Source organism: Stenotrophomonas sp. B2 (assembly GCF_014947095.1).
GTDB classification, from domain to species: domain Bacteria; phylum Pseudomonadota; class Gammaproteobacteria; order Xanthomonadales; family Xanthomonadaceae; genus Stenotrophomonas; species Stenotrophomonas maltophilia_P.
The window spans coordinates 144,240-169,938 of the sequence record NZ_JADCQA010000005.1; the positions used below are offsets into that span (position 1 = coordinate 144,240).

The following is a 25,699-nucleotide window of genomic DNA, read 5'->3' on the forward strand; positions in this document are numbered from 1 at the left end:
TTGATGATGACCACCTCGCCGCTGCTGCCATTGACCGCTGCTGACCTGCCTCCGCTCGCCCCAGAGCTGGTGCTGATCGGCAGCGCCTTCGCCCTGATGATCCTCGACCTGTTCGTCAGCGAGCGGAACAAGATCGTCACCCACCTGTTCTCGGTTGCTGCACTGGCCGTCGTGCTGTTCATGCTGGCGACCGGCGTGGGCGGGCAGGGAGAGGTCTTCCATGGCATGTTCGTGCGCGATACCGCCGCGGACGTGATGAAGACCGGGATCGTGCTGCTCAGCGGCCTGACCCTCGTGTACGGCTGGCGCTACCTGCGCGACCGCAACCTGTTCCAGGGCGAGATCCCGGTGCTGATCCTGTTCGGCACGGCCGGCATGATGATCCTGGTCTCGGCCGGCAGCCTGCTGATGGTCTACCTGGGCCTGGAACTGCTGGCGCTGTGCTCGTATGCACTGGTGGCCAGCAACCGCGACAGCGGCCTGGCCTCGGAAGCGGCGATGAAGTACATCGTGCTCGGTTCGCTTGCCTCCGGCCTGCTGCTGTATGGCATGTCGCTGATCTACGGCGCCACCGGCAGCCTGCACCTGGACGTGATCCGCGATGCCATCCCGCATTCCGAAGAGCGCGTGCTGCTGATCACCGGCGCGGTGTTCATGATCGCGGGCGTGGCCTTCAAGCTGGGCGCGGCACCGTTCCACATGTGGCTGCCGGACGTCTACCAGGGTGCGCCGGCGCCGATCGCGCTGTTCATCAGCTCGGCACCGAAGCTGGCTGCGTTCGGCATGGCCTACCGCCTGCTGGAAATGGGCGTGGGTCCGCTGTCGACCGAGCTGCAGCTGCTGATCGCCGGCCTGGCCGCCGTATCGCTGGTGATCGGCAACCTGATGGCGATTGCGCAGAGCAATCTCAAGCGCATGCTGGCGTTCTCCACCGTCTCGCACATCGGCTTCCTGCTGATGGGCATCGCCGGTGGTGGCTCGCAGGGCTACGCTGCCGCGCTGTTCTATGCGCTGGCCTACGCCATCATGTCCACCGCTGCCTTCGGCGCGATCATCGCGCTGTCGCGTGCCGGCTTCGAGGCCGAGAACATCGAGGACTTCAAGGGCCTGAACGCCCGCAACCCGTGGATGGCCGGCCTGGTGCTGTGCATCATGGCGTCGCTGGCGGGCATTCCGCCGTTCCTCGGCTTCTGGACCAAGCTGGCGGTGCTGGGTGCGGCCGTCAACGGCGGCCTGCTGTGGCTGGCGATCCTCGGCGTGCTGTGCGCAGTGGTCGGCTGCTTCTACTACCTGCGGGTCATCAAGGTCATGTACTTCGATGAGCCGGTGGGCGAGGCCATTCCGCGCAGCAACGACCGCGTGCTGGGCCTGGTGCTGGGCGTGAACGCGCTGGCGCTGCTGGCCCTGGGCCTGGCCTGGAACCCGATCATGGTCTGGTGCCAGCAGGCTTTTGCGCATCTTGCATAAAAGTTGACACAAAGCTGCGCGATTCGTGTAATATGCGCAGCCTGAGTTGTCACTGCAGCGGTTCAGCCAGAACATCGTTGCAATGGCCCCCTCGTCAGGGTGGGGCAGCAGTTCAAACACTTCCGGTGCGGGGTGGAGCAGTCTGGCAGCTCGTCGGGCTCATAACCCGAAGGTCGCAGGTTCAAATCCTGCCCCCGCTACCAACATCGGGCCGGCGCCATCCGGCTTGATGAATGAGGGAAAGCTTGCATTTATTGCACTTATGCCTCATGATTCCGCTTCTGATGCGGGGTGGAGCAGTCTGGCAGCTCGTCGGGCTCATAACCCGAAGGTCGCAGGTTCAAATCCTGCCCCCGCTACCAAGTAAAGAGATCGCCTTCGAAGTCCTGCTTCGAAGGCGTTTTTCTTTGAGGTCTGTGTGCTTTCCACGTGTTCGGGGTCAGATCCCTTTTTCCGTGGAAAAGGGATCTGACCCGGGTCCCTGCCTTGCACCAGCGCGGTGCAGCCGCTATCATCATCGGCCTAAGCAGTACCCCTGAAGGCGGCGCTCCCCTGGGGAGACCTCACCCGGAAGGAGGGCTCGCAACATGCCTTCGCGGCGTGCTGCAACCGGAATCCAGTCACCGGAGTCTTTCCGGAAAAAGGGGCCCTGCGGGCCCTTTGTCGTTTCCGGGGCGTCATGTTCACGCCGGCCATGGCCGGCACCCAACCAAGAGATCAAGGCAGGCTGTGAGCGACAAGGCAACCGACATCGCGAATCTGCTCGCCCCGACCGTTGTGTCGCTGGGCCTGGAGCTGCTGGGCGTTGAGTATCTGCCGGCCCCCGGCGGTGCGACCCTGCGCCTTTACATCGACGTGCCGCTGGCTGAACAGCCCGAGCGCATCATCAATGTCGACGACTGCGAGCGGGTCAGCCGCGAAGTGTCGGCGCAGCTGGACGTCGAAGACCCGATCAGCGGCAACTACACGCTGGAAGTGTCCTCGCCGGGCGTCGATCGTCCGCTGTTCAACCTGGAGCAGTTCACTCGCCACCTGGGGGAGTCGGCCAAGGTCACCCTGAAGCTGCCGCAGGACAACCGACGTCGCCTGCAGGGCCGTATCGAAGCGACCGACGAGGCTGCGGGCACCATCACCTTCATCGTCGACAAGGCCGAAGTGGTCGTGTCGGCGGACAACATCGACAAGGCACGGATCCTGCCCGACTGGGTGGCGCTGGGGCTGGCCCCGAGCAAGCCGACCGGTCCGGCACCGAAGCGTCCGAAGCCGAACAAGAATTCTTCTTCCAACGAGCCGGCGGCAAAGAAGCCGCGCGCGGAGTGAGCCAATGAGCAAGGAACTGTTGCTGGTAGTCGACGCGGTCGCCAACGAGAAGGGCGTGCCGCGTGAAGTGATCTTCGATGCCATCGAGGCCGCCCTGGCCTCGGCAGCGAAGAAGCGCTATCCCGACGAGGAAGTGCTGACCCGCGTGGTCATCGACCACAAGGATGGCAGCTACGAAACCTTCCGTCGCTGGGAAGTGGTGGCCGATGACGTGGTCATGGAGTCGCCCGACCGCCAGATCCGCCTGATGGACGCCATCGATGAAGCCGAGGGCGTGGACGTCGGCGATTACATCGAAGAGCAGATCGAGAACCCGGACTTCGGCCGCATCGCCGCCCAGGCCGCCAAGCAGGTGATCGTGCAGCGCGTTCGCGAAGCCGAGCGCCAGCAGGTCGTGGACGCATGGAAGGACCGCGTCGGCGAGCTGATCACCGGTGTGGTCAAGCGTGCCGAGCGTGGCAACATCTACGTCGACCTCGGCGGCAACGCCGAAGGCTTCATCCCGAAGGACAAGGGCATTCCGCGCGACGTGCTGCGCGCCGGTGACCGCGTCCGCGGCTACCTGGCCGAAGTGCGCTCGGAGCCGCGTGGCCCGCAGCTGTTCATCAGCCGCGCCGCACCGGAGTTCATGATCGAGCTGTTCAAGCTGGAAGTGCCGGAAGTCGGTCAGGGCCTGGTGGAAATCAAGGCCTGTGCCCGCGATCCGGGCGACCGCGCCAAGATCGCCGTGCTGGCCCACGACCAGCGCACCGATCCGATCGGTGCCTGCATCGGCATGCGCGGTTCGCGCGTGCAGGCGGTGTCCAACGAGCTCAATGGCGAGCGCGTGGATATCGTGCTGTGGAACGACAACCCGGCCAACTTCGTCATCAATGCGATGGCGCCGGCCGAGGTGCAGTCGATCATCGTCGATGAGGACAAGCACTCGATGGATCTGGCCGTTGCCGAGGACCGCCTGGCCCAGGCGATCGGCAAGGGTGGCCAGAACGTGCGCCTGGCCAGCCGCCTGACCGGCTGGCAGCTCAACGTGATGACCCAGGACCAGGTCACCGCCAAGTCGGAGGCCGAGCAGGCTTCGGCCCGCCAGCTGTTCATGGACAAGCTGGAAGTGGACGAGGAGATCGCCGGCATCCTGGTCAGTGAAGGCTTCGGCACCGTCGAGGAAATCGCTTATGTCCCGGTCGGCGAACTGCTGGCCGTGGAAGGTTTCGACGAGGATATCGTCGAAGAGCTGCGCGCTCGTGCCCGCGATGCGCTGCTCAATGAGGCCCTGGCAGTCGAGGAAGGCCTTGAAGACGGCCAGCCGGCGCAGGACCTGCTGTCCCTGAAGGGCATGGACGAAGCCACCGCGTATGCGCTGGCCGGCCACGGCGTGCGCACCAGCGAGGATCTCTCCGACCTGGCAGCCGACGAGGTCGTGGACTTCGGCATCGAAGGGCTGGACCAGGAGCGCGCCGCCGCGCTGATCCTGGCCGCGCGTGCCGAGGAGATCGCCCGACTGGAACGCGGCGAATGAGCCGGCAATGAACAGGGCCCTGAGCCGCTCAGGGCGTAGAATCCGCGCCACCTCCAGATGCGGGGGGGCGCCCACAAGATCATAGGATCCGAATGTCGCAGCAAACCACCATCCGCAAGCTTGCCGAACTGGTCAACACACCGGTCGAAAAACTGCTTGAACAGCTGGCCGGTGCCGGCATGAAGTTCAGCGGTCCCGACCAGGTCGTGACCAGCACCGAGAAGGTGAAGCTCCTGGGCTTCCTTCGTCGTTCGCACGGCAAGCCCGAGCAGGCGCCGGAAGAGACCGATCAGTCTGCAAAGAAGATCACCCTCAACCGCCGTAAACAGCAGGAAGTGACGGTCAATTCCGGTCGCAGCAAGACGACCGTGAATGTCGAGGTGCGGCAGAAGCGTACCTACGTCAAGTCCGATGGTGGTCGTGCGATGACTCCGGACGAAGAGCGCGCCGACATCCTGCGCAAGCTGGAAGAGTCGCGCGCCCGCAACCTCGCCGAACAGCAGGCATTGGCCGAGAAGGACCGTCTGCGCGACGAGGCCATCGTCCGTGCACGCGAGGAAGAGATTGCCGCCAAGGAGCGTGCCGAAGCCGAGAAGAAGGCTGCAGAGGAAGCAGCGGTTGCCGCCAAGGCCGCCGAGGCGCTGGCCGCCAGCCAGCCGAAGACGCGCGCTCCGATCGACGAAACCGCACCGCGTCCGCCGCGTACCCCGGCCGCAGCCCCGGCTGCCCCGCGTGGCGCTCCGCCACGCAGCGAGGACCGCAACAACCGCAGCGCGCCGCGCAACGAGCGTGGCCCGGGCGATCGTTTCTCCGGCCAGATGCACCTGTCGGCCGCCGACCGTGCACGTCGTGGCAACAGCAACAGCACGACCCGTGGTCGTCCGGGCGGCCGGAACCAGGCCGGCGGCCGTCGCGACATGTCGCGCGGTGGCAGCAACGCCGGTCCGCATGCCTTCGAACGTCCGACCGCCCCGGTCGTGCGTGAAGTGGCGATCGGCGACACGATCACCGTGGCCGACCTGGCGCAGAAGCTCGCGCTGAAGGGCGGCGAGGTGGTCAAGGCGCTGTTCAAGATGGGCGTGATGGCCACCATCACCCAGTCCATCGACCACGACACGGCGGCGCTGGTGACCGAGGAACTCGGCCACAAGGCGATCCGTGCCAACGACAACGACGCCGAAGACGCACTGCTGGCATCGACCGGTGAAAACCAGGGCGAAGCCGTGCAGCGCCCGCCGGTGGTCACCATCATGGGCCACGTCGACCACGGCAAGACCTCGCTGCTGGATTACATCCGCCGCACCAAGGTCGCCACCGGCGAAGCCGGCGGCATCACCCAGCACATCGGTGCGTACCACGTGGATACGCCGAAGGGCGTGATCAGCTTCCTGGATACCCCGGGCCACGCAGCCTTCACCTCGATGCGTGCCCGCGGTGCCAAGCTGACCGATATCGTGGTGCTGGTGGTCGCTGCCGATGACGGCGTGATGCCGCAGACCAAGGAAGCGATCCAGCATGCCCGTTCCGCCGGCGTGCCGCTGATCGTGGCAATCAACAAGATCGACAAGTCCGACGCCGATCCGATGCGGGTCAAGAACGAACTGCTGACCGAGCAGGTCGTGGCCGAAGACTTCGGTGGCGACACCCAGATGGTGGAGATCTCGGCCAAGACCGGCCTGGGCATCGACGACCTGCTGGACGCCATCTCGATCCAGGCCGAACTGCTGGAGCTGAAGGCTGTCGATGAAGGCCGCGCGTCCGGCGTGGTGATTGAATCGTCGCTGGACAAGGGCCGCGGCCCGGTCGCCACCGTGCTCGTGCAGCAGGGCCGCCTGAAGAAGGGCGATTACCTGGTGTGCGGCATCCAGTACGGCCGCGTGCGAGCGCTGTTCGACGAAACCGGCAAGCAGCCGGAGTTCGCCGGCCCGTCCATCCCGGTGCAGGTCCTGGGCCTGTCCGGCGTGCCGGAAGCCGGTGACGACTTCGTGGTGGTCGAGGACGAGCGTCTGGCCAAGGACGTTGCCCAGCAGCGTGAGACCAAGCGCCGCGAGTCGCGCCTGGTCGCCACGGCGGGCAGCCGGATGGAAGACATCATGGCGACCCTGGGCAAGGGTGAGGGCCAGCAGGTCCTCAACCTGGTCATCAAGGCCGACGTGCAGGGTTCGGTGCAGGCGCTGAGCCAGGCCCTGGTTGCGCTGTCCAACGACGACATCCGCATCAACGTGATCCACTCCGGCGTGGGCGGCATCACCGAGTCGGACGCCAATTCGGCTGCCGCCTCCAAGGCCACCGTCATCGGCTTCAACGTGCGTGCGGATGCTTCGGCCCGTCGCATCATCGAATCCAACGGCGTGGACCTGCGTTACTTCTCGATCATCTATGACGTGATCGATCAGGTGAAGCAGGTGGCCTCCGGTCTGCTGGGCGTGGAGATCCGCGAAGAGATCATCGGTATCGCCGAGGTCCGCGATGTCTTCCGCAGCTCCAAGCTGGGCGCCGTCGCCGGCTGCATGGTCATCGAAGGCGTGGTCAAGCGCAGCAAGCCGATCCGCGTCCTGCGCGACAGCGTGGTGGTGTTCGAAGGCGAGCTGGAATCGCTGCGTCGCTTCAAGGAAAACGTCGAGGAAGTCCGCAACGGTACCGAATGCGGTATCGGCGTGAAGGCTTACAACGACGTCAAGCCGGGCGACCAGATCGAGTGCTTCGAGCGCATCGAAGTGCCGCGTACCCTGTAATGCTGCAACGGACCGGCCCTCGCGGGCGGGTCCACCCCTGGTGGCGCCCGACCCCGGTCGGGCCGTCTCTCCCGGTAGGGCCCGACCTTGGTCGGGTCACATTCAATTCAAGAGCCCGACCGCGTGCCCAAGACTTTCCATCGAACCGACCGTGTCTCCGCCCAGCTGCGCCGTGAACTCGGCACCCTGGTGCACAACGCCGTGCGCGAGCACGGGTTGCCCTCGGTGAGCGTGTCCGACGTGGAAATCACCCGCGACATGGCCCATGCCAAGGTCTTCGTCACCGCGCTGATGCCGGAACGTTCGGCCGAAGCGGTGGCCGGCCTGAAGGAACTGGGCTATCGCCTGCGCATGGACCTGGCCCGGGCGATGAAGCTGCGCCACGTGCCGGAGCTGCATTTCCATTACGACGACTCGGTTGATCGGGGCGAGCACATCGACAACATCCTGCGCGATCTGCCCGACACCGTGGCTGCCGAGAAGCGCCGCGAAAGCGACGAAGAATAACCGCGCGACGCCGGGCATGCCCGGCGTTGCTGCATTCCGGCTGCGCGATGTCTGATGCAGGCCGCGCCGCGCGCTTGCCGGGCATGGTCCGGCGCTACACCCGTATCTGTCATGACCCGAATTCAGTTCCGCCGCCTGGACGGCATCCTGCTGCTCGACAAGTCGACCGGCATGAGCTCCAACGCTGCCCTGCAGGTGGCGCGCCGCCTGTTCCGTGCCGAGAAGGGCGGGCATACCGGCAGTCTCGACCCGCTGGCCACCGGCCTGCTGCCGTTGTGCTTCGGCGAGGCGACCAAGATCGCCGGCCTGCTGCTGGGCTCGGCCAAGGCCTATGACGCCGAGATCGTGCTCGGCCAGACCACCGACACCGATGACGCCGAAGGCGAGGTGCTGCTGCAGCGCCCGGTGCCGCAGATCACTGCTGACGTCCTGCAGGCCGCGCTGGCACCGCTGACCGGCAGCATCCGCCAGCGGGCCCCGATCTATTCAGCGCTGAAGCAGGGAGGCGAGCCGCTGTACGTGAAGGCCCGCCGCGGCGACGCCATCGAGGCGCCGGAGCGGCAGGTCCAGGTGCATGCCATCGAAATCCTGGAACAGCAGCCCGAGCGGCTGCGGCTGCGCGTCACCTGTGGCTCGGGTACCTACATCCGCAGCCTGGCGCGTGATCTCGGCGAGGCGCTGGGCTGTGGTGCGCACATCAGCGCCCTGCGCCGGCTGTGGGTGGAGCCGTTCCGCGAGCCGGCGATGGTCACCCTGGACCAGCTGCGGGCCATGGTCGAAACGGGCGACCTGGCGGCCATGGATGCGCTGCTGCTGCCGCTGGCCGACGGTCTGGCCGGGTATCCGCGGGTCGAGCTGGACGCCGGCCAGACGCAACGGTTCTGCATGGGGCAGCGGTTGCGCGATGCCGGCTGGCCGCGCGGTCTGGTGGCGGTGTTCGGTCCGGACGCCGCTGTCCAGGGCCTCGGTCAGGTCGATGACAGTGGCCTGCTGGCCCCGCAGCGCCGATTCAACCTCTGAACAGGGCGGGGCGGTTCAGCCCCGGTCCTTGTCCCCGGAGCCCCTGGCCGTTACAATTTCGCGGCCATTTTCTGGCAGCCTGCCCCGCGCAGGTTTCATCCCCGTAGTCCACGGCGAGCCTGGCGGTGCGCGAAGCGCGTTCCTGCCGGCCACGCATCACTGAGAAAAAGACATGTCGATCGACACCCAGAAGGTCATTGAAGACAACAAGCGCAGCGCCGCCGACACCGGCTCCCCGGAAGTCCAGGTGGCCCTGCTGACCGCCCGCATCGAACTGCTGACCGGCCACTTCAAGACCCACAAGAAGGATCACCACAGCCGCCGCGGCCTGCTGCAGATGGTCAACCGCCGTCGCAGCCTGCTCGACTACCTGAAGAAGAAGGACGTCGAGCGTTACAAGGCCCTGATCGAGAAGCTTGGCCTGCGTCGCTAAGCAACGAATCCCCCGCGGCGCAGCGATGCGCCGCGGTTTTGTTTTGTAGTACCGCAATCCCCGATTCAGGCCGGAACGATCCGGTCACCCGCTGGCGGCAAGGGTCGCCGACGGTCCAAATTCGCAGACAGCATCCCCAAGGACACCCTCCGTGGCAAAAATCACCAAAACCTTCCAGTACGGCAAGCACACCGTCACGCTTGAGACCGGCGAAGTCGCCCGTCAGGCCAGCGGCGCCGTCATCGTCAAGATGGACGACACCGTACTGCTGGTCACCGCCGTCGCCGCCAAGAGCGCGCGCGAAGGCCAGGACTTCTTCCCGCTGACCGTCGACTATCAGGAGAAGTTCTACGCCGGCGGCCGCATTCCGGGTGGTTTCTTCAAGCGCGAAGGCCGTGCGACCGAGAAGGAAACCCTGATCTCGCGTCTGATCGACCGTCCGATCCGTCCGCTGTTCCCGGAAGACTACAAGAACGAAGTGCAGATCATCGCCACGGTGATGTCGCTGAACCCGGACGTGGACGGTGACATTCCGGCCCTGATCGGTGCTTCGGCGGCCCTGGCTCTGGCCGGCACCCCGTTCATGGGTCCGATCGGCGCTGCCAAGGTCGGTTACAAGAACGGCGAGTACATCCTGAACCCGACCGTCAGTGAACTGGCTGACTCGCAGCTGGAACTGGTCGTTGCCGGTACCTCCAACGCCGTGCTGATGGTCGAATCCGAAGCCGCGCTGCTGTCGGAAGAAGTGATGCTGGGCGCCGTGACCTTCGGTCACCGCGAAATGCAGAAGGTCATCAACGCGATCAACGAGCTGACCGTCGAAGCCGGCACCAAGCCGTCGACCTGGGAAGCCCCGGCCAAGAACGAAGCGCTGATCGCCGCCCTGAAGGAAGCCATCGGCCCGCGCCTGGGCGAAGCCTTCCAGGTGCGTGACAAGCTGCAGCGTCGCGACGCCATCTCGGCGATCAAGAAGGACGTGGTCGAAGCCCTGGCCGGCCGCGTGGCTGCCGAAGGCTGGAACCCGGCCGAGCTGTCGAAGGAATTCGGCGAACTGGAATACCGCACCATGCGCGACTCGGTGCTGGACACCAAGGTCCGCATCGACGGCCGTGCGCTGGATACCGTCCGCCCGATCTCCGTGAAGACCGGCGTGCTGCCGCGTACCCACGGCTCCTCGCTGTTCACCCGCGGCGAAACCCAGGCCATCGTGACCATCACCCTGGGCACCGCCCGCGACGGTCAGGTCATCGATGCCGTTGCCGGTGAGTACAAGGAAAACTTCCTGTTCCACTACAACTTCCCTCCGTTCTCGGTGGGTGAGTGCGGCCGCATGATGGGTCCGAAGCGCCGCGAGATCGGCCACGGTCGCCTGGCCAAGCGCGGCGTGCTGGCTGTCATGCCGTCGCTGGAAGCCTTCCCGTACACCATCCGCGTCGTCTCGGAAATCACCGAGTCGAACGGTTCCTCGTCGATGGCCTCGGTCTGCGGTTCGTCGCTGGCCCTGATGGACGCCGGCGTGCCGGTGAAGGCCCCGGTGGCGGGTATCGCCATGGGTCTGGTCAAGGAAGGCGACCGCTTCGTCGTCCTGTCCGACATCCTGGGTGACGAAGATCACCTGGGCGACATGGACTTCAAGGTGGCCGGTACCGCTGAGGGCATCTCCGCCCTGCAGATGGACATCAAGATCGAAGGCATCACCGAAGAGATCATGAAGCAGGCGCTGCAGCAGGCCAAGGCTGGCCGTCTGCACATCCTGGGCGAAATGGCCCACGGCCTGACCGCTCCGCGTTCGGAACTGTCCGACTACGCGCCGCGCCTGCTGACCATCAAGATCCACCCGGACAAGATCCGCGAAGTGATCGGCAAGGGTGGCTCGACCATCCAGGCCATCACCAAGGAAACCGGCACCCAGATCGACATCCAGGATGACGGCACCATCGTCATTGCCTCGGTCAACGCGATCGCTGCCCAGGCCGCCAAGGCCCGCATCGAGCAGATCACCTCGGACGTCGAGCCGGGCCGCATCTACGAAGGCAAGGTCGCCAAGATCATGGACTTCGGCGCGTTCGTCACCATCCTGCCGGGCAAGGACGGCCTGGTCCACGTCTCGCAGATCTCCAGCGAGCGCGTCGAGAAGGTCGGCGACAAGCTGAAGGAAGGCGATGTGGTCAAGGTCAAGGTGCTGGAAGTCGACAAGCAGGGCCGTATCCGCCTGTCGATGAAGGCCGTGGAAGAAGGCGAGGGCGCCAGCGCCGAATGATCGACCCACGGTCGATCACGGCAGGTGTCAACCCGGGTTGAGCACCGCCGCTGACATCGCTGGAATGAGAAAGCGGGCTTCGGCCCGCTTTTTCTTTGTCCGGCATCCTGAGCGGGCTTGCCGCTATGCTGTTGTCATGGACCTCCTGCGCCTGCTCGACCTGGACATCGACCGCCCGGCGCAGCGCGTGAGCCGGGCCGGTGAGGCCCTGCCCATCAGTGGCCTGAGCTGGACCCTGTTCGACGTGCTGCTTGCACACGGCACCCGTGTGGTGGATTTCGACACGTTGGCGGCCCAGGTCTGGGCACCTGCGGTGGTTGGCGAGGATGCGGTCAGTCAGCGGGTGAAACTGCTGCGGCAGGCACTCGGCGATGATAGCCGTCGGCCGCGCTACATCCGTTCGGTGCGTGGGCGTGGCTATCAGCTGTGCGCCGCACCGATACCGATGGCACCGCCGCCAGTGATCGGATCGTCACGAGGGCGCTGGTGGTGGGCTGCAGCGCTGGTGGCGGTGGGCGGGTTGGCGGTGGCGGTGCTGGCGTGGCCGGACCAGGCTCCGCGCGCCGCAGCGACGTCCCTGCTGCAGCGCGCGGACTATTACGCCGGCATCGGCCAGGCGAGCAACAACGAACGCGCGATCGCCCTCTACCGCCAGGCACTCCAGGTCGATCCCGAATCCAGCGCGGCCCGGCGTGGGCTGGCACGTGCATTGTCGGCGCAGGGATGCCTGTTCAACGGTTCTCCGCAGCAGATGCACGAAGCGCTGGCGCTGGCCAACTCCGAACGTGCACGAGCGCCGCATGACGGTGCCACGTACGCCCTGCGCGGGTATGCGCATGATTGCCTTGGGCGGATGGACGATGCCGTAGCCGACTACGCGCGCGCGATCCAGCTCGATCCTGCGGACGAGCGCACCCGCGCATCGCTGGCCTACCTGCAGCAGGAGCAGGGCCACCTGTCGCTGGCGCTGCGCGCCAACCTCGCGCTCAAGGCACCCGAACGCATCCGCTTCCGTGATGTGCAGGTGGCGCGCGAAATGGAACTGCTCGGTTTCACCCAGGCGGCAGCGCAGCGCCATGCGCGCAACTTCCAGCTTTACCCGGACAACGTGTTCGCCAACATCGCGTGGCCGCGCAGCCTGTACGTTGCCGGGGCCGCCGGGCGCGCCCGGGAGGAGCTGGCCATCGCATTGACGCGTGGCACACCACACCCCCAGCTGCTGCGCCTACAGGGAGAACTGGCATTGCTGGCCGGTGACACCGCGGCGGCGGCCGAGGCGTTCGCGACGGCGCACCGGCTGCGGCCGCAGCAATCGTTGGGAGAGACGCTGGCGGGCCTGTACGGATCGACGGCCATCGATCCGGCATGGGCACGTGCGCGATTGCAGCGCCTGCCGGCGGGGAGTGGTGATGGTTGGGCCGATGCTGCGCTCGAGCGGGCTCTGCTGTTGCAGTCGGTGGGTGATGCGAAGGCCGCCGTGGCCGCGCTGCACCAAGCGGTGGACGATGGCTTCCGCGATGCGGCATGGCTGCGTGCCACGCCGCTGTATGCTCCGCTGCGCAGCGCGCCGGAGTGGGAGCCGCTGCTGGCGCGTATCGATGCGGATGTCGCCAGGCAGCGCGCGCAGGTCCTCGCCGCCGCATGGCGACCCTCCGATCTGTCCGGTCTCAGCGCAGTGCCGGAAGCAGGAACTCAGTGAGAATCCGCCGCGACTGCGGATGGGCGAAGCTGCGGTTGTAGGCTTGGCTGGTGACTACGGCCACGGCATTCCTGTCAGGAATCAGGAAGACATAATTGCCACCGTTGCCGGACATCGCCCACACGGTCCGCTGCCTGCCCTGCACCGTCAGCTGCAGGCCCCACCATTGGTAGCCGTACTCGCTGCCATCGCCAGTGCGGGCCTGTGGCTGGATCATTGCAGCGATGAAATCACGGGGAACCAGTTGCCGGCCATTGCCGCGCCCCTGATCCAGCACCAGCTGCCCCAGCCGCGCCAGGTCGCGGCTGCGGTAGCGCGTGCCGCCGCCTCCCATTCCGATGCCCTCCGGTGAACGGTTCCAGTGGCTCTCGGTGATGCCCAGCGGACGCTCCAGTGCCCGGGCGGCATAGTCCGACAGTGGCATGCCGGTGGCCCTCTCGAGCACGGCGCCGAGCACGAACGAGTCGGCCGTACAGTACGCGAAGGAACGGCCATGAGGGCTGTCCTCCGGTCGCTGCATCCAGGGCGCGAAGCCCTTCACCGGCAGGGACAGGGCAAAGTCCAGCCAGCGCTCGCTCACGTACATGCGCTCTTCGTGGCCGCTCGAGAACGGGTTCTCGTCGTCGCATTCCCACAGGCTGCTCATGGTCAGCAGATCCTGCAGGGTGATGGCGCGCAGGCGCGGGTCGACGACGTGGCGCGCGGTGAATCCGGGGAAGTAGTCGTAGACCCGGGCCTGCACGCCCGGCAGCGCCCCCTCGCCGATGGCGGCGCCGATCAGCAGTGCTGTCACGCTTTTGCTGGCCGAGCGCACATCGTGCAGGGTGCCCGCGTCCGCGCCGTTGAAGTAGCCCTCGTAGACGACGTTGCCGTCGACCTGCAGCAGCACGCTGCGGATCTGCTTGAGGTCATCGCGGGCGATGGCCTGCTCCAGGGCGGGCAGGCGGACGGAGGCGGGCGTTGCGGCGCCGGTGGTGTGGGGCATGAATGCCAGCAGCAGAAGGAGGAAGGACATCAACGGACGCATGGTCGGGCTCCATCGGAAAGGAGACTGGATTGAGCCCGGTCCTTCGCTGAAGTGCTGGAAGCGTGTCTGAAGAATTCTGAAGGGCCAGTACCGGTGACGGCAGCGCGCTGTCCTGCCGTGGGGCGTCAGGGACATGCCGATGTCATCCTGCGGGCGTCCGTGCCTGTCCAGTGGATGACATTCGATGAAGCCGCGCCGGGGCGTGATCGGTTTGCTACCGTGGCTGCGCCTTCGAACCGGGAGATCCCATGTTCCGCCAGACCCTGGCCGTCCTTGCCGTACTCGTCACCGCTGCCGTGCCCGGCGCAGTGCACGCTGCGCCGGCGCAGTCGCCGATCTTCGGCGCCTACTACCCCGGTGGCTCGGCCGGGCGCTATCCGGTGTCGAGCATTCCAGCCGAGCGCCTGACGCATCTGTTCTACGCGTTCTCCACCATCGAAGACGGCCGATGCGTGATCGGTGCGGACGCATCGAAGAACGTTGCCGAGCTGGCTGACCTGAAAAAAGCGCATCCGCATCTGCGCACGCTGATCTCGATCGGCGGCTGGGGCGCCGGTGGGTTCTCCGATGCCGCGCTGACCGAAGCCAGCCGCAGGCGCCTGGTCGACTCCTGCATGGCGCTGTTCTTCGAACGGCACGCAGGCAGCTTCGATGGCGTGGACATCGACTGGGAGTTTCCGGTCAGTGGCGGCCCGAAGGAACTGGCCCATCGTCCGCAGGACCGGGCCAACATGACGCGCCTGGCGCAGGCGTTCCGTACCGCGCTCGATACGTACGGGCGCAGGGCAGGGCAGCCGATGCTGCTGACCGCCGCGCTGGCCGCTGGCCGGCTGCAGACCGATGGCCCCTATGATCCCGCCGCCAGCTACGACCTGCCGGCGCTGGCCCGGATACTCGATTTCATCAACCTGATGAGCTACGACATGGGTACCGGTTTTTCGGCCGTGTCGACCTTCAACGCGCCATTGCATGAAGTGCCGGCCGACCCGCTGGCGCCGGAACTGCGGCGCTGGAACAACGTGGCCGGTGCGGTGCAGTACTACCGCGAACATGGCGTGCCGGCGGACAAACTGGTGCTGGGCGTGCCGTTCTACGGGCGCGGCTTCAAGGTGACCGGGGAGACTGCCGACGGCCTGTACCAGGCTTACAGTGCGCCGGCCGATGCCGGCGACTGGCGGGTGATCAAGGCGCGTTACCTCGATCAGCCGGGCTGGACCAGGCACTGGCACCCGCAGGCGCAGAGCCCGTGGTTGTACAACCCGCGGGAGAACGTCTTCATCAGCTATGAAGACCCGCGTTCGATTGGCCTGCGGGCGCAGTTCGCCCGCGAACAGGGGCTGGCCGGTGTCTTCATGTGGGAGCTGACCGGCGACGATGAACAGGCCAGCCTGCTCAACGCGATGCTGGCGCCCTGGCACAAGGCCCGCGTGGGCGATTGAAGGCGCCGCGCTCCGCCGGCATGGCCCGGCGGGGCGGTCAGTCGGCCCAGACGCTGTTGGGGTCGCCGTTGCGCGCCCGGCGTTGGCTGGCCAGCGCCAGGCGCGCAAAGCCGAAGGCCATCGCCAGGGCGACGGCGTCGATCCAGAACAGCGGCCAGTGCCCGGCAGCGGCGGCACGCCACAGCCAGTCACCGTTCAATGCACCATGCAGGACCGGCACCAGCGCGGTCGCGGCCGCAGCGGCCCACAGCAGTTCCCGGGCAGCCTGTGCGGGCCTGCGCAGGAATGCCCACAGCGCGCACGCGGCCCAGCTGCTGAAACAGGCCCAACGGATGCCCGGGTCGACCGCCGCGGGTGCTGCGCGTTCGAGCACCAGCGCTACCACGAACGCCAACGAGATCGCCACGCACAGGCCGATGCAGACACCGACGGTGGCACGCGCCATGTTGACGGCCGCACGCGACTGCTCGGGCTGGCGTCGCTTGCGTCGCGATTCGATCCACAGCAGGTTGCCGGAATAGAACAGGAAGGCGCCGCCGAGCCCCATCAGGAAGTACAACCAGACCACCACGCCGTTGCCGAACTCACCGAAATGAAGCGCATAGGCGGCGCTCAGCGTAGCGTGATTGGCATCGCGCTGGCCCGGCAGCTGCGTGGCCAGCACGTCGCCGGTGGCCACGTCCAGGGCGACCGCGCCCAGCGGGCCCAGCGTGCCGGTGGATTCGCCGGTGATCTCGATGGTGGCCTTGGCGTCGCCACCATTGGCCAGTTTCAGATAGGCCGGTTCGAAGTTGGCCACGCCCTGGGCGCGGGCCACTTCCAGGGCGCGCGCATGCAGGACCTGCAGGCTGCCCGGCGGTGCCGGAACGCCGCTGGCCTCGCGCACCGGAGCGGTATCCATCGCGGTCGGCACGGCCTGCAGCAGTTTGCCATCGAAGATCAGCGGATTGAGCAGTGCCATCTGTACGAACGCCAGGCAGAGCAGGGCGCCGGTAACGGCGAACATCAGATGGAAGGGCAGACTGAGCACGCCGATCACGTTGTGCGCATCCTGCCACTGCTGCTTGAGGTTGCGGCCCGGGCGCAACGCGAACAGGTCACCCAGCAGTTTCGGCAGGTGGATCACCAGGCCGCTGAGCAGGGCCATGCCGTACAGCAGGCTGACGATGCCCATTACATACACGCCGGCCACCGGCAGGCCCAGGCTGTAATGCAGCTCGTTGACCAGTTCGGCCAGACCGGTCTGCGGCGGCGTCGGGCTGCCGGCGGTGTGTCCCGGCCACGCATAGCGCCAGCTGCCGTCATCGGTCTGCCAGTAGGCCAGCGGCTGCGGATGGTCGGTGCCGGGGAAGGTCATGCCGACATGGCGGCGTGCCTCCGCGTGGGCTGCCAGCACGTCCTCGAGCAGGTGCTGTGCGTCATCCAGGTCCGCGGGCAATGCCGTCGCCGCGCCCGGCGTCTGCCACAACGGCAGGTCATGGTGGAAGAGGGTCAGGGCGCCTGCATAGAAGGCCACGAACAGGCCAAAGCCGGCGACCAGGCCGACCCAAGTGTGCAGGGTGGTGAACGTTCGCAGCGTCTGCGAGGAGAACTTCATGGGGACGGTCTCATTGCACCGCACCGGCCAGGCGCAGCAGGCCGAGCACGGCGAAGCCGGCGCCAGCACTGCCGGCCAGGGCCAGCCAGGCGTGTGCGGCGCGGCGGAAGCTGAACGCCCAGAGGGCGGCCAGCATCCACAGCGGGATGAAGGCGATCAGGGCCGGTACCAGGGCGTGCTGCCATGGGCCGGGCGGCAGCCAGGCCACCAGTCCGGTGGCGGCCGCGGCCAGCAGGAAGCCGGCGAAGATGCCGGCGAGGGCGCGGGCCCACATCAGCGCGGCTCCGCGCCGGGGCGGTGCCAGGCGGCGATGGCCGGCAGCAGCATCGCCGCCAGCATCCAGGTGCACAGCATCGCCACCAGCCCGGCGGCGAAGCCCAGTTCGGCCATCCACAGCCACAGTGCGGCCGCAGCGGCAACCAGGCCGATCTGTCGGCCAAGCCGGCCAGCCCGGCGCAGGCGCGGCCAGCGGCAATGCGGCGAGGCGGCATAGAAGGCCGTCGCCGAGAACATCGCAGACAGCACGCCCAGGCTGCAGAAGCCGAGCGTGGAAAGGCCGACAGTGATCATTGCCGGCAGCCTGCGCGGCGCGAGGGCGGCGAACGCGGGACACGGGCGGGGCCGGCGTAGGCCGGTCGGAGCGGGTGGCGCATCACGAGGTCCTGGGGGAAAGCGGGCAGGCTGGCACGGGGCGGGCTGCCTGGATATGGTAATCATTGCGATTTCAGGCTGCCAGCGACGGCCATTCAGGGGCGCGACGGGGAGTGCTTGGGCTTTCCCGCGCACTGGTCTAAAATCGCAGTCATTATCCTGACTGGAACAAGGTGGCCCGCGCCCAGCGCCGGCCGAGCGTGCGACATGAGCACTACCACCGCCCACGGTTGACCTGCCCCCGAAGGCCCTGCGTTCCAGGCGCCCTCGCGGCGCTTTTTTATTGCCCGGGCGCCTGCCCGGAGCCGCTTTCCAGCCCGCAGCGCGGGCCCCCGCACGAAGCCACTGCGATGATCAACATTACCCTTCCCGACGGCAGCCGCCGCGAGTTCGAAAACCCCGTCAGCGTCATGGACGTCGCCCAGTCGATCGGTGCCGGCCTGGCCAAGGCGACCATCGCCGGCTCGGTCGATGGCGTGCTGGTCGATGCCAGCGACGTCATCGATCACGATGCCAGCCTGCGCATCATCACCGCCAAGGACGAGGAGGGCGTGGAGATCATCCGCCACTCCTGCGCCCACCTGGTCGGCCATGCCGTCAAGCAGCTGTACCCGGACGTGAAGATGGTCATCGGCCCGGTGATCGCCGAGGGCTTCTACTACGACATCTACTCCGAGCGCCCGTTCACCCCGGACGACATGGCCGCGATCGAGAAGCGCATGGGTGAACTGATCGCCCAGGACTACGACGTCATCAAGAAGATGACGCCGCGCGCGGAAGTGATCGAGATCTTCAAGGCGCGTGGCGAGGACTACAAGCTGCGCCTGATCGAGGACATGTCCGACGACATCCAGGCCATGGGCATGTACTACCACCAGGAGTATGTGGACATGTGCCGTGGCCCGCACGTGCCGAACACGCGCTTCCTGAAGGCCTTCAAGCTGACCCGCATTTCCGGTGCGTACTGGCGTGGTGACGCGCAGAACGAGCAGCTGCAGCGCATCTACGGCACCGCCTGGGCCGACAAGAAGCAGCTCGATGCCTACATCAAGCGCATCGAGGAAGCCGAAATGCGCGACCACCGCCGCATCGGCAAGCAGCAGGACCTGTTCCACCTGCAGGAAGAGGCGCCGGGCCTGGTGTTCTGGCACCCCAAGGGCTGGGCGCTGTGGCAGGTGGTCGAGCAGTACATGCGCAGGGTCTATCGCAACAGCGGCTATGGCGAAGTGCGCTGCCCCCAGATCCTGGACGTGAGCCTGTGGAAGAAGTCCGGTCACTGGGACAACTACCAGGACAACATGTTCTTCACCGAGTCGGAGAAGCGCACCTACGCGGTCAAGCCGATGAACTGCCCGGGCCACGTCCAGGTGTTCAACCAGGGCCTGCACAGCTACCGCGACCTGCCGATCCGCTACGGTGAGTTCGGTTCCTGCCACCGCAACGAGCCCTCCGGCGCACTGCACGGCATCCTGCGCGTGCGCGGCTTCACCCAGGACGACGGCCATGTGTTCTGCACCGAGGCGCAGATCGAATCCGAGGTGACCGCCTTCCACCAGCAGGCGCTGGCGGTCTACCGGCACTTCGGCTTCGAGGAGATCCAGATCAAGATCGCGCTGCGCCCGGAATCGCGGCTGGGCGATGACGCCACATGGGACAAGGCCGAGGGCGCACTGCGCTCGGCGCTGGCCAGCTGCGGCGTGGAGTGGCAGGAGCTGCCGGGCGAGGGCGCCTTCTACGGCCCGAAGATCGAGTACCACCTGAAGGACGCCATCGGCCGTACCTGGCAGCTGGGCACGATGCAGGTCGACTTCATGATGCCCGGCCGTCTGGGCGCCGAGTACGTGGACGAGAACAGCCAGAAGAAGCATCCGGTCATGCTGCACCGGGCGATCGTCGGCTCCATGGAGCGTTTCATCGGCATCCTGATCGAGCACCATGCCGGCCAGTTCCCGGCCTGGCTGGCGCCGACCCAGGTGGTGGTGGCCAACATTACCGACGCCCAGGCCGACTACGTCTCGGGCGTGACCAAAACCCTTGCGGAGCAAGGCTTCCGCGTCAGCTCGGATTTGCGTAACGAGAAGATCGGCTATAAAATCCGCGAGCATACGTTGCAGCGCGTGCCCTACCTGCTGGTCATTGGTGACCGCGAGAAGGAAAATGGGGCTGTGGCGGTGCGTACGCGTTCTGGCGAAGACCTGGGCAGCATGAGCCTGCAGGCCTTCATCGAGCGGCTCCAGGCCGAGGGCGCGTAAGCAAAGGTCCGGTCCGGGGGCACAGGCACCCGGACCGGTTCGATACCCTTGGGAGAACGTAATATCAGCACCCCTGACAACAAACAGAACCGCAAGAATCAGGAAATCCGTGTGCCGCGCGTCCGCGTGATCGGCAGTGACGGAGAAATGATCGGCGTGTTGTCGCGCGACGAAGCGCTGTCCATGGCCGAAGATGAAGGCCTGGACCTGGTCGAAATCCAGCCGCAGGCCGATCCGCCGGTCTGCAAGATCATGGACTTCGGCAAGTTCAAGTTCGAAGCGCAGAAGAAGGCCAGCGAGGCCAAGAAGAAGACCAAGCAGGTCGAGATCAAGGAAGTGAAGTTCCGTCCGGTCACGGACGAGGGCGACTACCAGATCAAGCTGCGCAAGATGCGCGGGTTCCTTGAAGAAGGCGACAAGATCAAGGTCAACATCCGTTTCCGTGGCCGTGAAATGAGCCACCAGGAACTGGGTCGCGAAATGGCCAACCGGATCGAGACCGATCTGGGCGAGGACATCGTCATTGAATCCCGTCCGCGCCTGGAAGGGCGTCAGATGGTCATGATGATCGCGCCGAAGAAGAAGACCTGAGGCCTGACGGGCCGCCTTCCGGGGCGCCTGGCTGAATGGTTCAGGGTAAGAGGACGCCACTGGCGTCCCTTTGCTTTTGCAGGATGCCGGTGAAATGCCGGCGCAAGGGGTGCTGGGGCTGGTGGCAGGGCGGTTTTGCCTGTATCATGCCCGGCTCGACCCACCCAGGACGGGTCGTACGCCGATCATGGCAGGACGGAAAGAGCGGCCCAGGCCGCCGCCAGATCAGTCAGAAACCAGGGTCAAATCCCATCAAGGACATTGCAATGCCCAAGATCAAGACCAACCGGGCAGCGGCCAAGCGTTTCCGCAAGACCGCCTCGGGCAAGTACAAGTGCGGCCACGCCAACCGTAGCCACATCCTCACGAAGAAAGCGACCAAGCGTAAGCGTAATCTGCGTCAGACGGGCCATGTCCGTGCAGAAGACGCAGGCCGTCTGGACCGCATGCTCCCTTACCTCTGAGGAACTGAAAAATGGCACGAGTTAAGCGTGGCGTACAGGCGCGTCGCCGCCACAAGAAGATTCTGGATCTCGCCAAGGGCTATTACAACGCCCGCCGCAAGGTCTTCCGCGTCGCCAAGCAGGCGGTCATCAAGGCACAGCAGTACGCCTACATCGGCCGTAAGCAGAAGAAGCGCAACTTCCGTTCGCTGTGGATCACCCGCATCAATGCGGCTGCCCGCATCAATGGTCTGAGCTACAGCCGCTTCATGAACGGCCTGCTGAAGGCCGGCATCACCCTGGACCGTAAGGTCCTGGCTGACATCGCCGTGCACGACGCAGCCGGCTTTGCCGCGCTGGCCGAAAAGGCCAAGGGCGCGCTGGCGGCATAAGTCCTTCCCGATGCCGTTGCCGTTCATCCGGAACGGTGTCAGGTCAAGGCAATGCATGGGGAAGGGCGCAAGTCCTTCCCCATTCTTTTTTGGGTCCCGGCGTGGCCACGGCGACGCGGGGACGGCGGTGGCGACAGGGGTCGGCCCTTCGCCTGCCGCGATGGCAGATCGACTGGAGTTCCGGCCCCCCATGAGCGACATCCAATCCCTCACCACCCAGGCGCTGGCCGAGGTGGCTGCTGCACAGAGCCCCGACGTGCTGGAGCAACTGCGCGTGGCCCTGCTCGGCAAGAGCGGCAGCATCACTGCGCAGCTCAAGCAGCTCGGCGCCCTGCCGGCCGACGAGCGCAAGGCCGCCGGTGAAGCGATCAACCAGGCCCGCGACGCACTGACCCGCGCGCTGGGCGAGCGCAAGGCGCTGCTGGAGGATGCGGCACTGGATGCGCGCCTGGCCGCCGAAGCCATCGACATCACCCTGCCGGGCCGCAATGGCGAACGCGCCGGCCTGCACCCGATCACCCGTACCCTGGAGCGCATCACCGGCATCTTCGGCCGACTGGGCTACGAGTTGTCGGAAGGGCCGGAGATCGAGGATGACTGGCACAACTTCGAGGCGCTGAATTTCCCGCCGCACCACCCGGCGCGCGCCATGCATGACACCTTCTACTTCGGTGACGGCCGCCTGCTGCGCACTCATACCTCCGGTGTGCAGGTGCGCTACATGGGCGACCATGCGCCGCCGTTGCGCATGATCGCCGCCGGCAAGGTGTACCGCAGCGACAGCGACCAGACCCATTCGCCGATGTTCCATCAGGTGGAAGGCCTGCTGGTGGACGAGCATTCGACCTTCGCCGACCTGAAGGGCACGCTGGCCGAATTCGTCCGTGCCTTTTTCGAGCGCGACTTCGAGATGCGCTTCCGTCCCAGCTACTTCCCGTTCGTCGAGCCCGGTGCGGAAGTGGACATCGCCTGGCAGCAGCCCGATGGCAGCACCCGCTGGCTGGAAGTGCTCGGCTGCGGCATGGTCCATCCGAACGTGCTGCGCAGCGTCGGCATCGATCCTGAGCGCTACACCGGTTTCGCCTTCGGCATGGGCGTGGAGCGTTTCGCGATGCTGCGCTACGGCGTCAACGATCTGCGTGCGTTCTTCGAGAACGATGTGCGCTTCCTGAAGCAGTTCGCGTAACGCATTCGGCAACGCCGGGCCCAGCCTGGCGGACTCAAACATTCGACGGCCCAGGCGCCTGCGCCGGGTCCACCAGGGTGACAACATGAAATTCTCCGAAAACTGGCTGCGCAGCCACGTCCCCACCCGCGCGTCGCGCGATGAGCTGAGTGCGGTGCTGACCGCGATCGGCCTGGAAGTGGAAGACGTGACCGCGTTGGGCGAGGGCCTACAGCACGTGGTGGTGGCGCGCATCGTCGAGGCCGTGCGCCATCCCGAAGCGGACCGCCTGCAGGTCTGCCGGGTCGATGCCGGGCAGGGCGAGCTGCTGCAGATCGTCTGCGGCGCACCGAACGCACGTCCGGGCCTGGTCGCGCCGCTGGCGATGGTCGGTGCGCAGATCGGCGAACTGAAGATCAAGCCGGCCAAGCTGCGGGGTGTCGAGTCCAACGGCATGCTGTGCTCGGCGAAGGAGCTGGGCCTGGACAACGATGCTTCCGGCCTGCTGGAACTGCCCGCGGATGCCCCGGTCGGCCAGACCCTGGTCGACTACCTGGGCCTGCCCGATGCCAGCATCGAGATCAAGCTGACCCCGAACCGTGCCGACTGTTTCAGCGTGCGCGGCATCGCCTACGACGTAGCGGCCGCCACCCGCAGCCAGGTGCTGGACTTCGCTGCAGCACCGGTCGCCGCCGTCGGCAGCCGCGAGCTGTCGATCCGGCTCGACGCCGGCGCCGAGGCGCCGCGTTACCTGGGGCGCGTCATCGAGGGCCTGAACCCTGCGGCGAAGACCCCGCTGTGGATGGCCGAGCGCCTGCGCCGCAGTGGCGTGCGTCCGGTGTCGCTGCTGGTCGACATCACCCAGTACGTGATGCTGGAACTGGGTCAGCCGATGCATGCCTATGACCTGGGCACCCTGCAGGGCAGCATCGCCGTGCGACGCGCACGCGCAGGCGAGAACTTGAAGCTGCTCGATGGCCGCGATGCCGTGCTGGACGACAGTTTCCTGGTCGTGACCGATGCTGATCGCGCGGTGGGCCTGGCGGGTCTGATGGGGGGCTTCGATTCCCGTGTGACCGACGCGACCACCAGCGTGTTCCTGGAGGCTGCGCACTTCGCGCCGGCAGCGATCATGGGCCGTGGCCGCAAGCTGGGCCTGCACACCGATGCCGGCCACCGCTTCGAGCGCGGCGTCGATCCGGCGCTGCCGCGCACCGCCATCGAGTACGCCACCCGCCTGGTGCTGGACCTGGCCGGCGGCACCCCGGCACCCGTCACCGAGGCCGTGCGCGAGGCTGACCTGCCCCGGCCGGCCACCATCGCGCTGCGCCGCGCGCGCATTACCCGCGTGCTCGGCATCACCATCGAGGATGCCGAAGTGGAGCGCATCCTGCGCGCGCTGGGCATGGAGGTGGTCGCCACGGCCGACGGCTGGCAGGTCACCGCACCGAGCCGCCGTTTCGATATCGCCATCGAAGAGGACCTGATCGAAGAGCTGGCCCGCATCCATGGCTACGAGCAGATTCCCACCACCCTGCCGGGCGGTGCCGCGCGCGTGGCGATGCCGAGCGAGACCCAGCTCGACACCCTCAGCGTGCGTCGCCAGCTGATCGCGCGCGACCTGCAGGAAACCCTCAATTTCGCCTTCGTCGACGATGCGCTGCTGACCCAGTGGCAACTGCGCGACGATCTGGTGCCGCTGGCCAATCCACTGTCGGCCGAACTGGCGGTGATGCGCCCGTCGCTGCTGCCGGGCCTGGTGGCCACGCTGGGCCGCAACGCCGCGCGCCAGTTGGGCCGGGTGCGCCTGTTCGAGATCGGCCGCGTGTTCGCCCGCCAGGCGGGGGAGGGCCAGCCGGCGCCGCTGGAAACTCCGCGTGTTGCTGCCGCGGTGTGCGGCGATGCGCAGGCGGTGCAGTGGGGTCTGCCTTCCCGCAAGGTCGATTTCCATGACCTGAAGGGGGATCTGGAGTCCCTGGCTGCTGCCAGTGGTGCCTCGCTGGAGTTCCGCCCGTCGAGCCGTGCGCATGGCCACCCGGCGCGCTCGGCCGAGGTGTTCCGCGACGGGGTTGCGATCGGCTGGATCGGCCAGATCCACCCGCGCCTGGCCAAGGCGATGGACATCGAGGCCGACGTCTACGCCTTCGAGCTGGACCTGGAGCCGCTGTCGGCGCGCCGCCTGCCGCGTGCCGGCGAACTGTCGCGCTTCCCGGCGGTACGCCGCGACCTGGCGTTCCTGGTGCCGGAGCAGGTGGCCTGGAGCGATCTGGCCGCGACGGTCCGCCAGGCCGCCGGCCCGCTCCTGCGCGAGCTGAACCTGTTCGACCGCTATGTGGGCCAGGGGGTCGAGCCGGGATTCAAGAGTCTCGCTATGGGCTTGATTTTGCAGGACAAGTCGCGCACTCTGACGGACCGCGACGTGGATGCGGTGGTGGCCGAGGCGGTCACCGCCATCGAGCGTGAACACCACGCCCGGATCCGCGGCTGAGCGGGCAGCACTCGGGGGTAGCAGGCAATGGCATTGACCAAGGCGGAGATGGCGGAAAAGCTGTTCGACGAAGTCGGTCTGAACAAGCGTGAAGCCAAGGAATTCGTCGACGCGTTTTTCGATGTGCTGCGTGAAGCATTGGAACAGGGACGTCAGGTGAAGCTGTCGGGCTTCGGCAATTTCGACCTGCGGCGCAAGAACCAGCGTCCGGGCCGCAATCCGAAGACCGGCGAGGAAATTCCGATTTCCGCCCGTACGGTGGTCACCTTCCGTCCGGGCCAGAAGCTCAAGGAAAGGGTGGAAGCTTATGCTGGATCCGGGCAGTAACCGCGAACTACCGCCGATCCCGGCCAAGCGCTACTTCACCATCGGTGAGGTGAGCGAGCTGTGCGACGTCAAGCCGCACGTGCTGCGCTACTGGGAAACCGAGTTTCCCAGCCTTGAGCCGGCCAAGCGCCGCGGCAACCGCCGCTACTACCAGCGCCATGACGTGCTGATGGTGCGGCAGATCCGCAGCCTGCTGTACGAACAGGGCTACACGATCGGCGGTGCCCGCCTGCGTCTGGAGGGCCCCGATGCCCGCGAGGAATCGGCGCTGAGCAACCAGATCATCAAGCAGGTGCGGATGGAGCTGGAAGAAGTGCTGCAATTGCTTCGCCGGTGACCCAAATCCCGCGTGATCCGCTATACTTCACGC

At 66.5% G+C, this 25,699-nt stretch carries 22 protein-coding genes and 2 tRNA genes; 20 read left to right on the top strand and 4 right to left on the bottom strand.

Annotated features, from left to right (window positions below; all coding sequences use genetic code 11):
• Positions 1 to 6: 6 nt before the first annotated feature.
• From nuoN to IMX13_RS07400, 11 genes are all read left to right on the top strand, one after another.
• Complete coding sequence (nuoN, locus tag IMX13_RS07350) at positions 7 to 1,467, top strand: NADH-quinone oxidoreductase subunit NuoN (RefSeq protein ID WP_053519920.1); 1,461 nt, start codon at positions 7 to 9, stop codon at positions 1,465 to 1,467.
• 126 nt (positions 1,468 to 1,593) lie between these two features.
• Positions 1,594 to 1,670: transfer RNA gene (locus IMX13_RS07355), tRNA-Met, on the top strand.
• A gap of 82 nt (positions 1,671 to 1,752) precedes the next feature.
• Positions 1,753 to 1,829, top strand: a tRNA-Met gene (locus IMX13_RS07360).
• A 367-nt stretch (positions 1,830 to 2,196) separates the two neighbouring features.
• Positions 2,197 to 2,787, top strand: coding sequence for a ribosome maturation factor RimP (rimP, locus tag IMX13_RS07365; protein ID WP_053518672.1), 591 nt, complete (start codon positions 2,197 to 2,199; stop codon positions 2,785 to 2,787).
• A gap of 4 nt (positions 2,788 to 2,791) precedes the next feature.
• Positions 2,792 to 4,303: a transcription termination factor NusA gene (gene nusA, locus IMX13_RS07370; RefSeq protein WP_053518673.1), complete on the top strand. Its 1,512-nt coding sequence runs from the start codon at positions 2,792 to 2,794 to the stop codon at positions 4,301 to 4,303.
• 92 nt (positions 4,304 to 4,395) lie between these two features.
• Positions 4,396 to 7,038 (top strand): translation initiation factor IF-2, encoded by a 2,643-nt coding sequence (infB, locus tag IMX13_RS07375; protein ID WP_065181857.1) that lies wholly within the window; start codon positions 4,396 to 4,398, stop codon positions 7,036 to 7,038.
• 123 nt (positions 7,039 to 7,161) lie between these two features.
• A complete protein-coding gene (rbfA, locus tag IMX13_RS07380; RefSeq protein ID WP_053518676.1) occupies positions 7,162 to 7,545 on the top strand; it encodes a 30S ribosome-binding factor RbfA in 384 nt (127 codons plus the stop codon).
• A 111-nt stretch (positions 7,546 to 7,656) separates the two neighbouring features.
• Entirely contained in the window at positions 7,657 to 8,565 is a 909-nt protein-coding gene (truB, locus tag IMX13_RS07385) for a tRNA pseudouridine(55) synthase TruB (protein WP_193396114.1), read from the top strand.
• A gap of 172 nt (positions 8,566 to 8,737) precedes the next feature.
• Positions 8,738 to 8,998: a 30S ribosomal protein S15 gene (gene rpsO / locus IMX13_RS07390; RefSeq protein WP_005417886.1), complete on the top strand. Its 261-nt coding sequence runs from the start codon at positions 8,738 to 8,740 to the stop codon at positions 8,996 to 8,998.
• Between the two features lie 151 nt (positions 8,999 to 9,149).
• Entirely contained in the window at positions 9,150 to 11,258 is a 2,109-nt protein-coding gene (gene pnp, locus IMX13_RS07395) for a polyribonucleotide nucleotidyltransferase (protein WP_053518678.1), read from the top strand.
• A 136-nt stretch (positions 11,259 to 11,394) separates the two neighbouring features.
• Complete coding sequence (locus IMX13_RS07400) at positions 11,395 to 12,957, top strand: winged helix-turn-helix domain-containing protein (RefSeq protein WP_193396115.1); 1,563 nt, start codon at positions 11,395 to 11,397, stop codon at positions 12,955 to 12,957.
• Here the strand turns inward: IMX13_RS07400 and IMX13_RS07405 are convergent.
• The gene (locus IMX13_RS07405) at positions 12,926 to 13,972 is read right to left on the bottom strand and encodes a serine hydrolase (RefSeq protein WP_227255344.1); all 1,047 of its coding nucleotides are present in this window, start codon (positions 13,970 to 13,972) and stop codon (positions 12,926 to 12,928) included. The two genes, IMX13_RS07400 and IMX13_RS07405, sit on opposite strands and share 32 nt — an antisense overlap.
• Before the next feature lie 260 nt (positions 13,973 to 14,232).
• Between IMX13_RS07405 and IMX13_RS07410 the strand changes: the two genes are divergently transcribed.
• Entirely contained in the window at positions 14,233 to 15,423 is a 1,191-nt protein-coding gene (locus tag IMX13_RS07410) for a glycoside hydrolase family 18 protein (protein ID WP_065181860.1), read from the top strand.
• Between the two features lie 37 nt (positions 15,424 to 15,460).
• On the opposite strand, the gene IMX13_RS07415 is transcribed toward IMX13_RS07410, so the two are convergent.
• From IMX13_RS07415 to IMX13_RS07425, 3 genes are read right to left on the bottom strand one after another with little or no spacing between them, the layout of a single operon-like run.
• Positions 15,461 to 17,020 (bottom strand): PepSY-associated TM helix domain-containing protein, encoded by a 1,560-nt coding sequence (locus tag IMX13_RS07415; RefSeq protein WP_128988813.1) that lies wholly within the window; start codon positions 17,018 to 17,020, stop codon positions 15,461 to 15,463.
• 10 nt (positions 17,021 to 17,030) lie between these two features.
• Positions 17,031 to 17,294, bottom strand: a complete 264-nt coding sequence (locus IMX13_RS07420; RefSeq protein WP_053518684.1) for a hypothetical protein — start codon at positions 17,292 to 17,294, stop codon at positions 17,031 to 17,033.
• Entirely contained in the window at positions 17,294 to 17,590 is a 297-nt protein-coding gene (locus tag IMX13_RS07425) for a hypothetical protein (protein WP_053518685.1), read from the bottom strand. Before IMX13_RS07425 ends, IMX13_RS07420 begins: the two co-directional genes overlap by 1 nt.
• A 431-nt stretch (positions 17,591 to 18,021) precedes the next feature.
• On the opposite strand from IMX13_RS07425, the gene thrS reads away from it, so the two are divergent.
• The 8 genes from thrS (at position 18,022) to IMX13_RS07465 (ending at position 25,666) form a co-directional block, all read left to right on the top strand.
• Positions 18,022 to 19,923 (top strand): threonine--tRNA ligase, encoded by a 1,902-nt coding sequence (thrS, locus tag IMX13_RS07430; protein ID WP_193396117.1) that lies wholly within the window; start codon positions 18,022 to 18,024, stop codon positions 19,921 to 19,923.
• Between the two features lie 63 nt (positions 19,924 to 19,986).
• Complete coding sequence (infC, locus tag IMX13_RS07435; RefSeq protein WP_075076340.1) at positions 19,987 to 20,514, top strand: translation initiation factor IF-3; 528 nt, start codon at positions 19,987 to 19,989, stop codon at positions 20,512 to 20,514.
• 266 nt (positions 20,515 to 20,780) lie between these two features.
• A complete protein-coding gene (rpmI, locus tag IMX13_RS07440) occupies positions 20,781 to 20,978 on the top strand; it encodes a 50S ribosomal protein L35 (RefSeq protein WP_005410436.1) in 198 nt (65 codons plus the stop codon).
• A gap of 11 nt (positions 20,979 to 20,989) precedes the next feature.
• The gene (gene rplT, locus IMX13_RS07445) at positions 20,990 to 21,349 is read left to right on the top strand and encodes a 50S ribosomal protein L20 (protein WP_005410435.1); all 360 of its coding nucleotides are present in this window, start codon (positions 20,990 to 20,992) and stop codon (positions 21,347 to 21,349) included.
• Positions 21,350 to 21,539: 190 nt separating this feature from the next.
• The gene (locus tag IMX13_RS07450) at positions 21,540 to 22,535 is read left to right on the top strand and encodes a phenylalanine--tRNA ligase subunit alpha (RefSeq protein ID WP_065181862.1); all 996 of its coding nucleotides are present in this window, start codon (positions 21,540 to 21,542) and stop codon (positions 22,533 to 22,535) included.
• 85 nt (positions 22,536 to 22,620) lie between these two features.
• Positions 22,621 to 25,002, top strand: coding sequence for a phenylalanine--tRNA ligase subunit beta (gene pheT / locus IMX13_RS07455; RefSeq protein WP_193396118.1), 2,382 nt, complete (start codon positions 22,621 to 22,623; stop codon positions 25,000 to 25,002).
• Positions 25,003 to 25,029: 27 nt separating this feature from the next.
• Complete coding sequence (locus IMX13_RS07460) at positions 25,030 to 25,329, top strand: integration host factor subunit alpha (RefSeq protein WP_005410432.1); 300 nt, start codon at positions 25,030 to 25,032, stop codon at positions 25,327 to 25,329.
• Positions 25,310 to 25,666 (top strand): MerR family transcriptional regulator, encoded by a 357-nt coding sequence (locus IMX13_RS07465; protein ID WP_053518690.1) that lies wholly within the window; start codon positions 25,310 to 25,312, stop codon positions 25,664 to 25,666. Before IMX13_RS07460 ends, IMX13_RS07465 begins: the two co-directional genes overlap by 20 nt.
• Positions 25,667 to 25,699 lie beyond the last annotated feature (33 nt).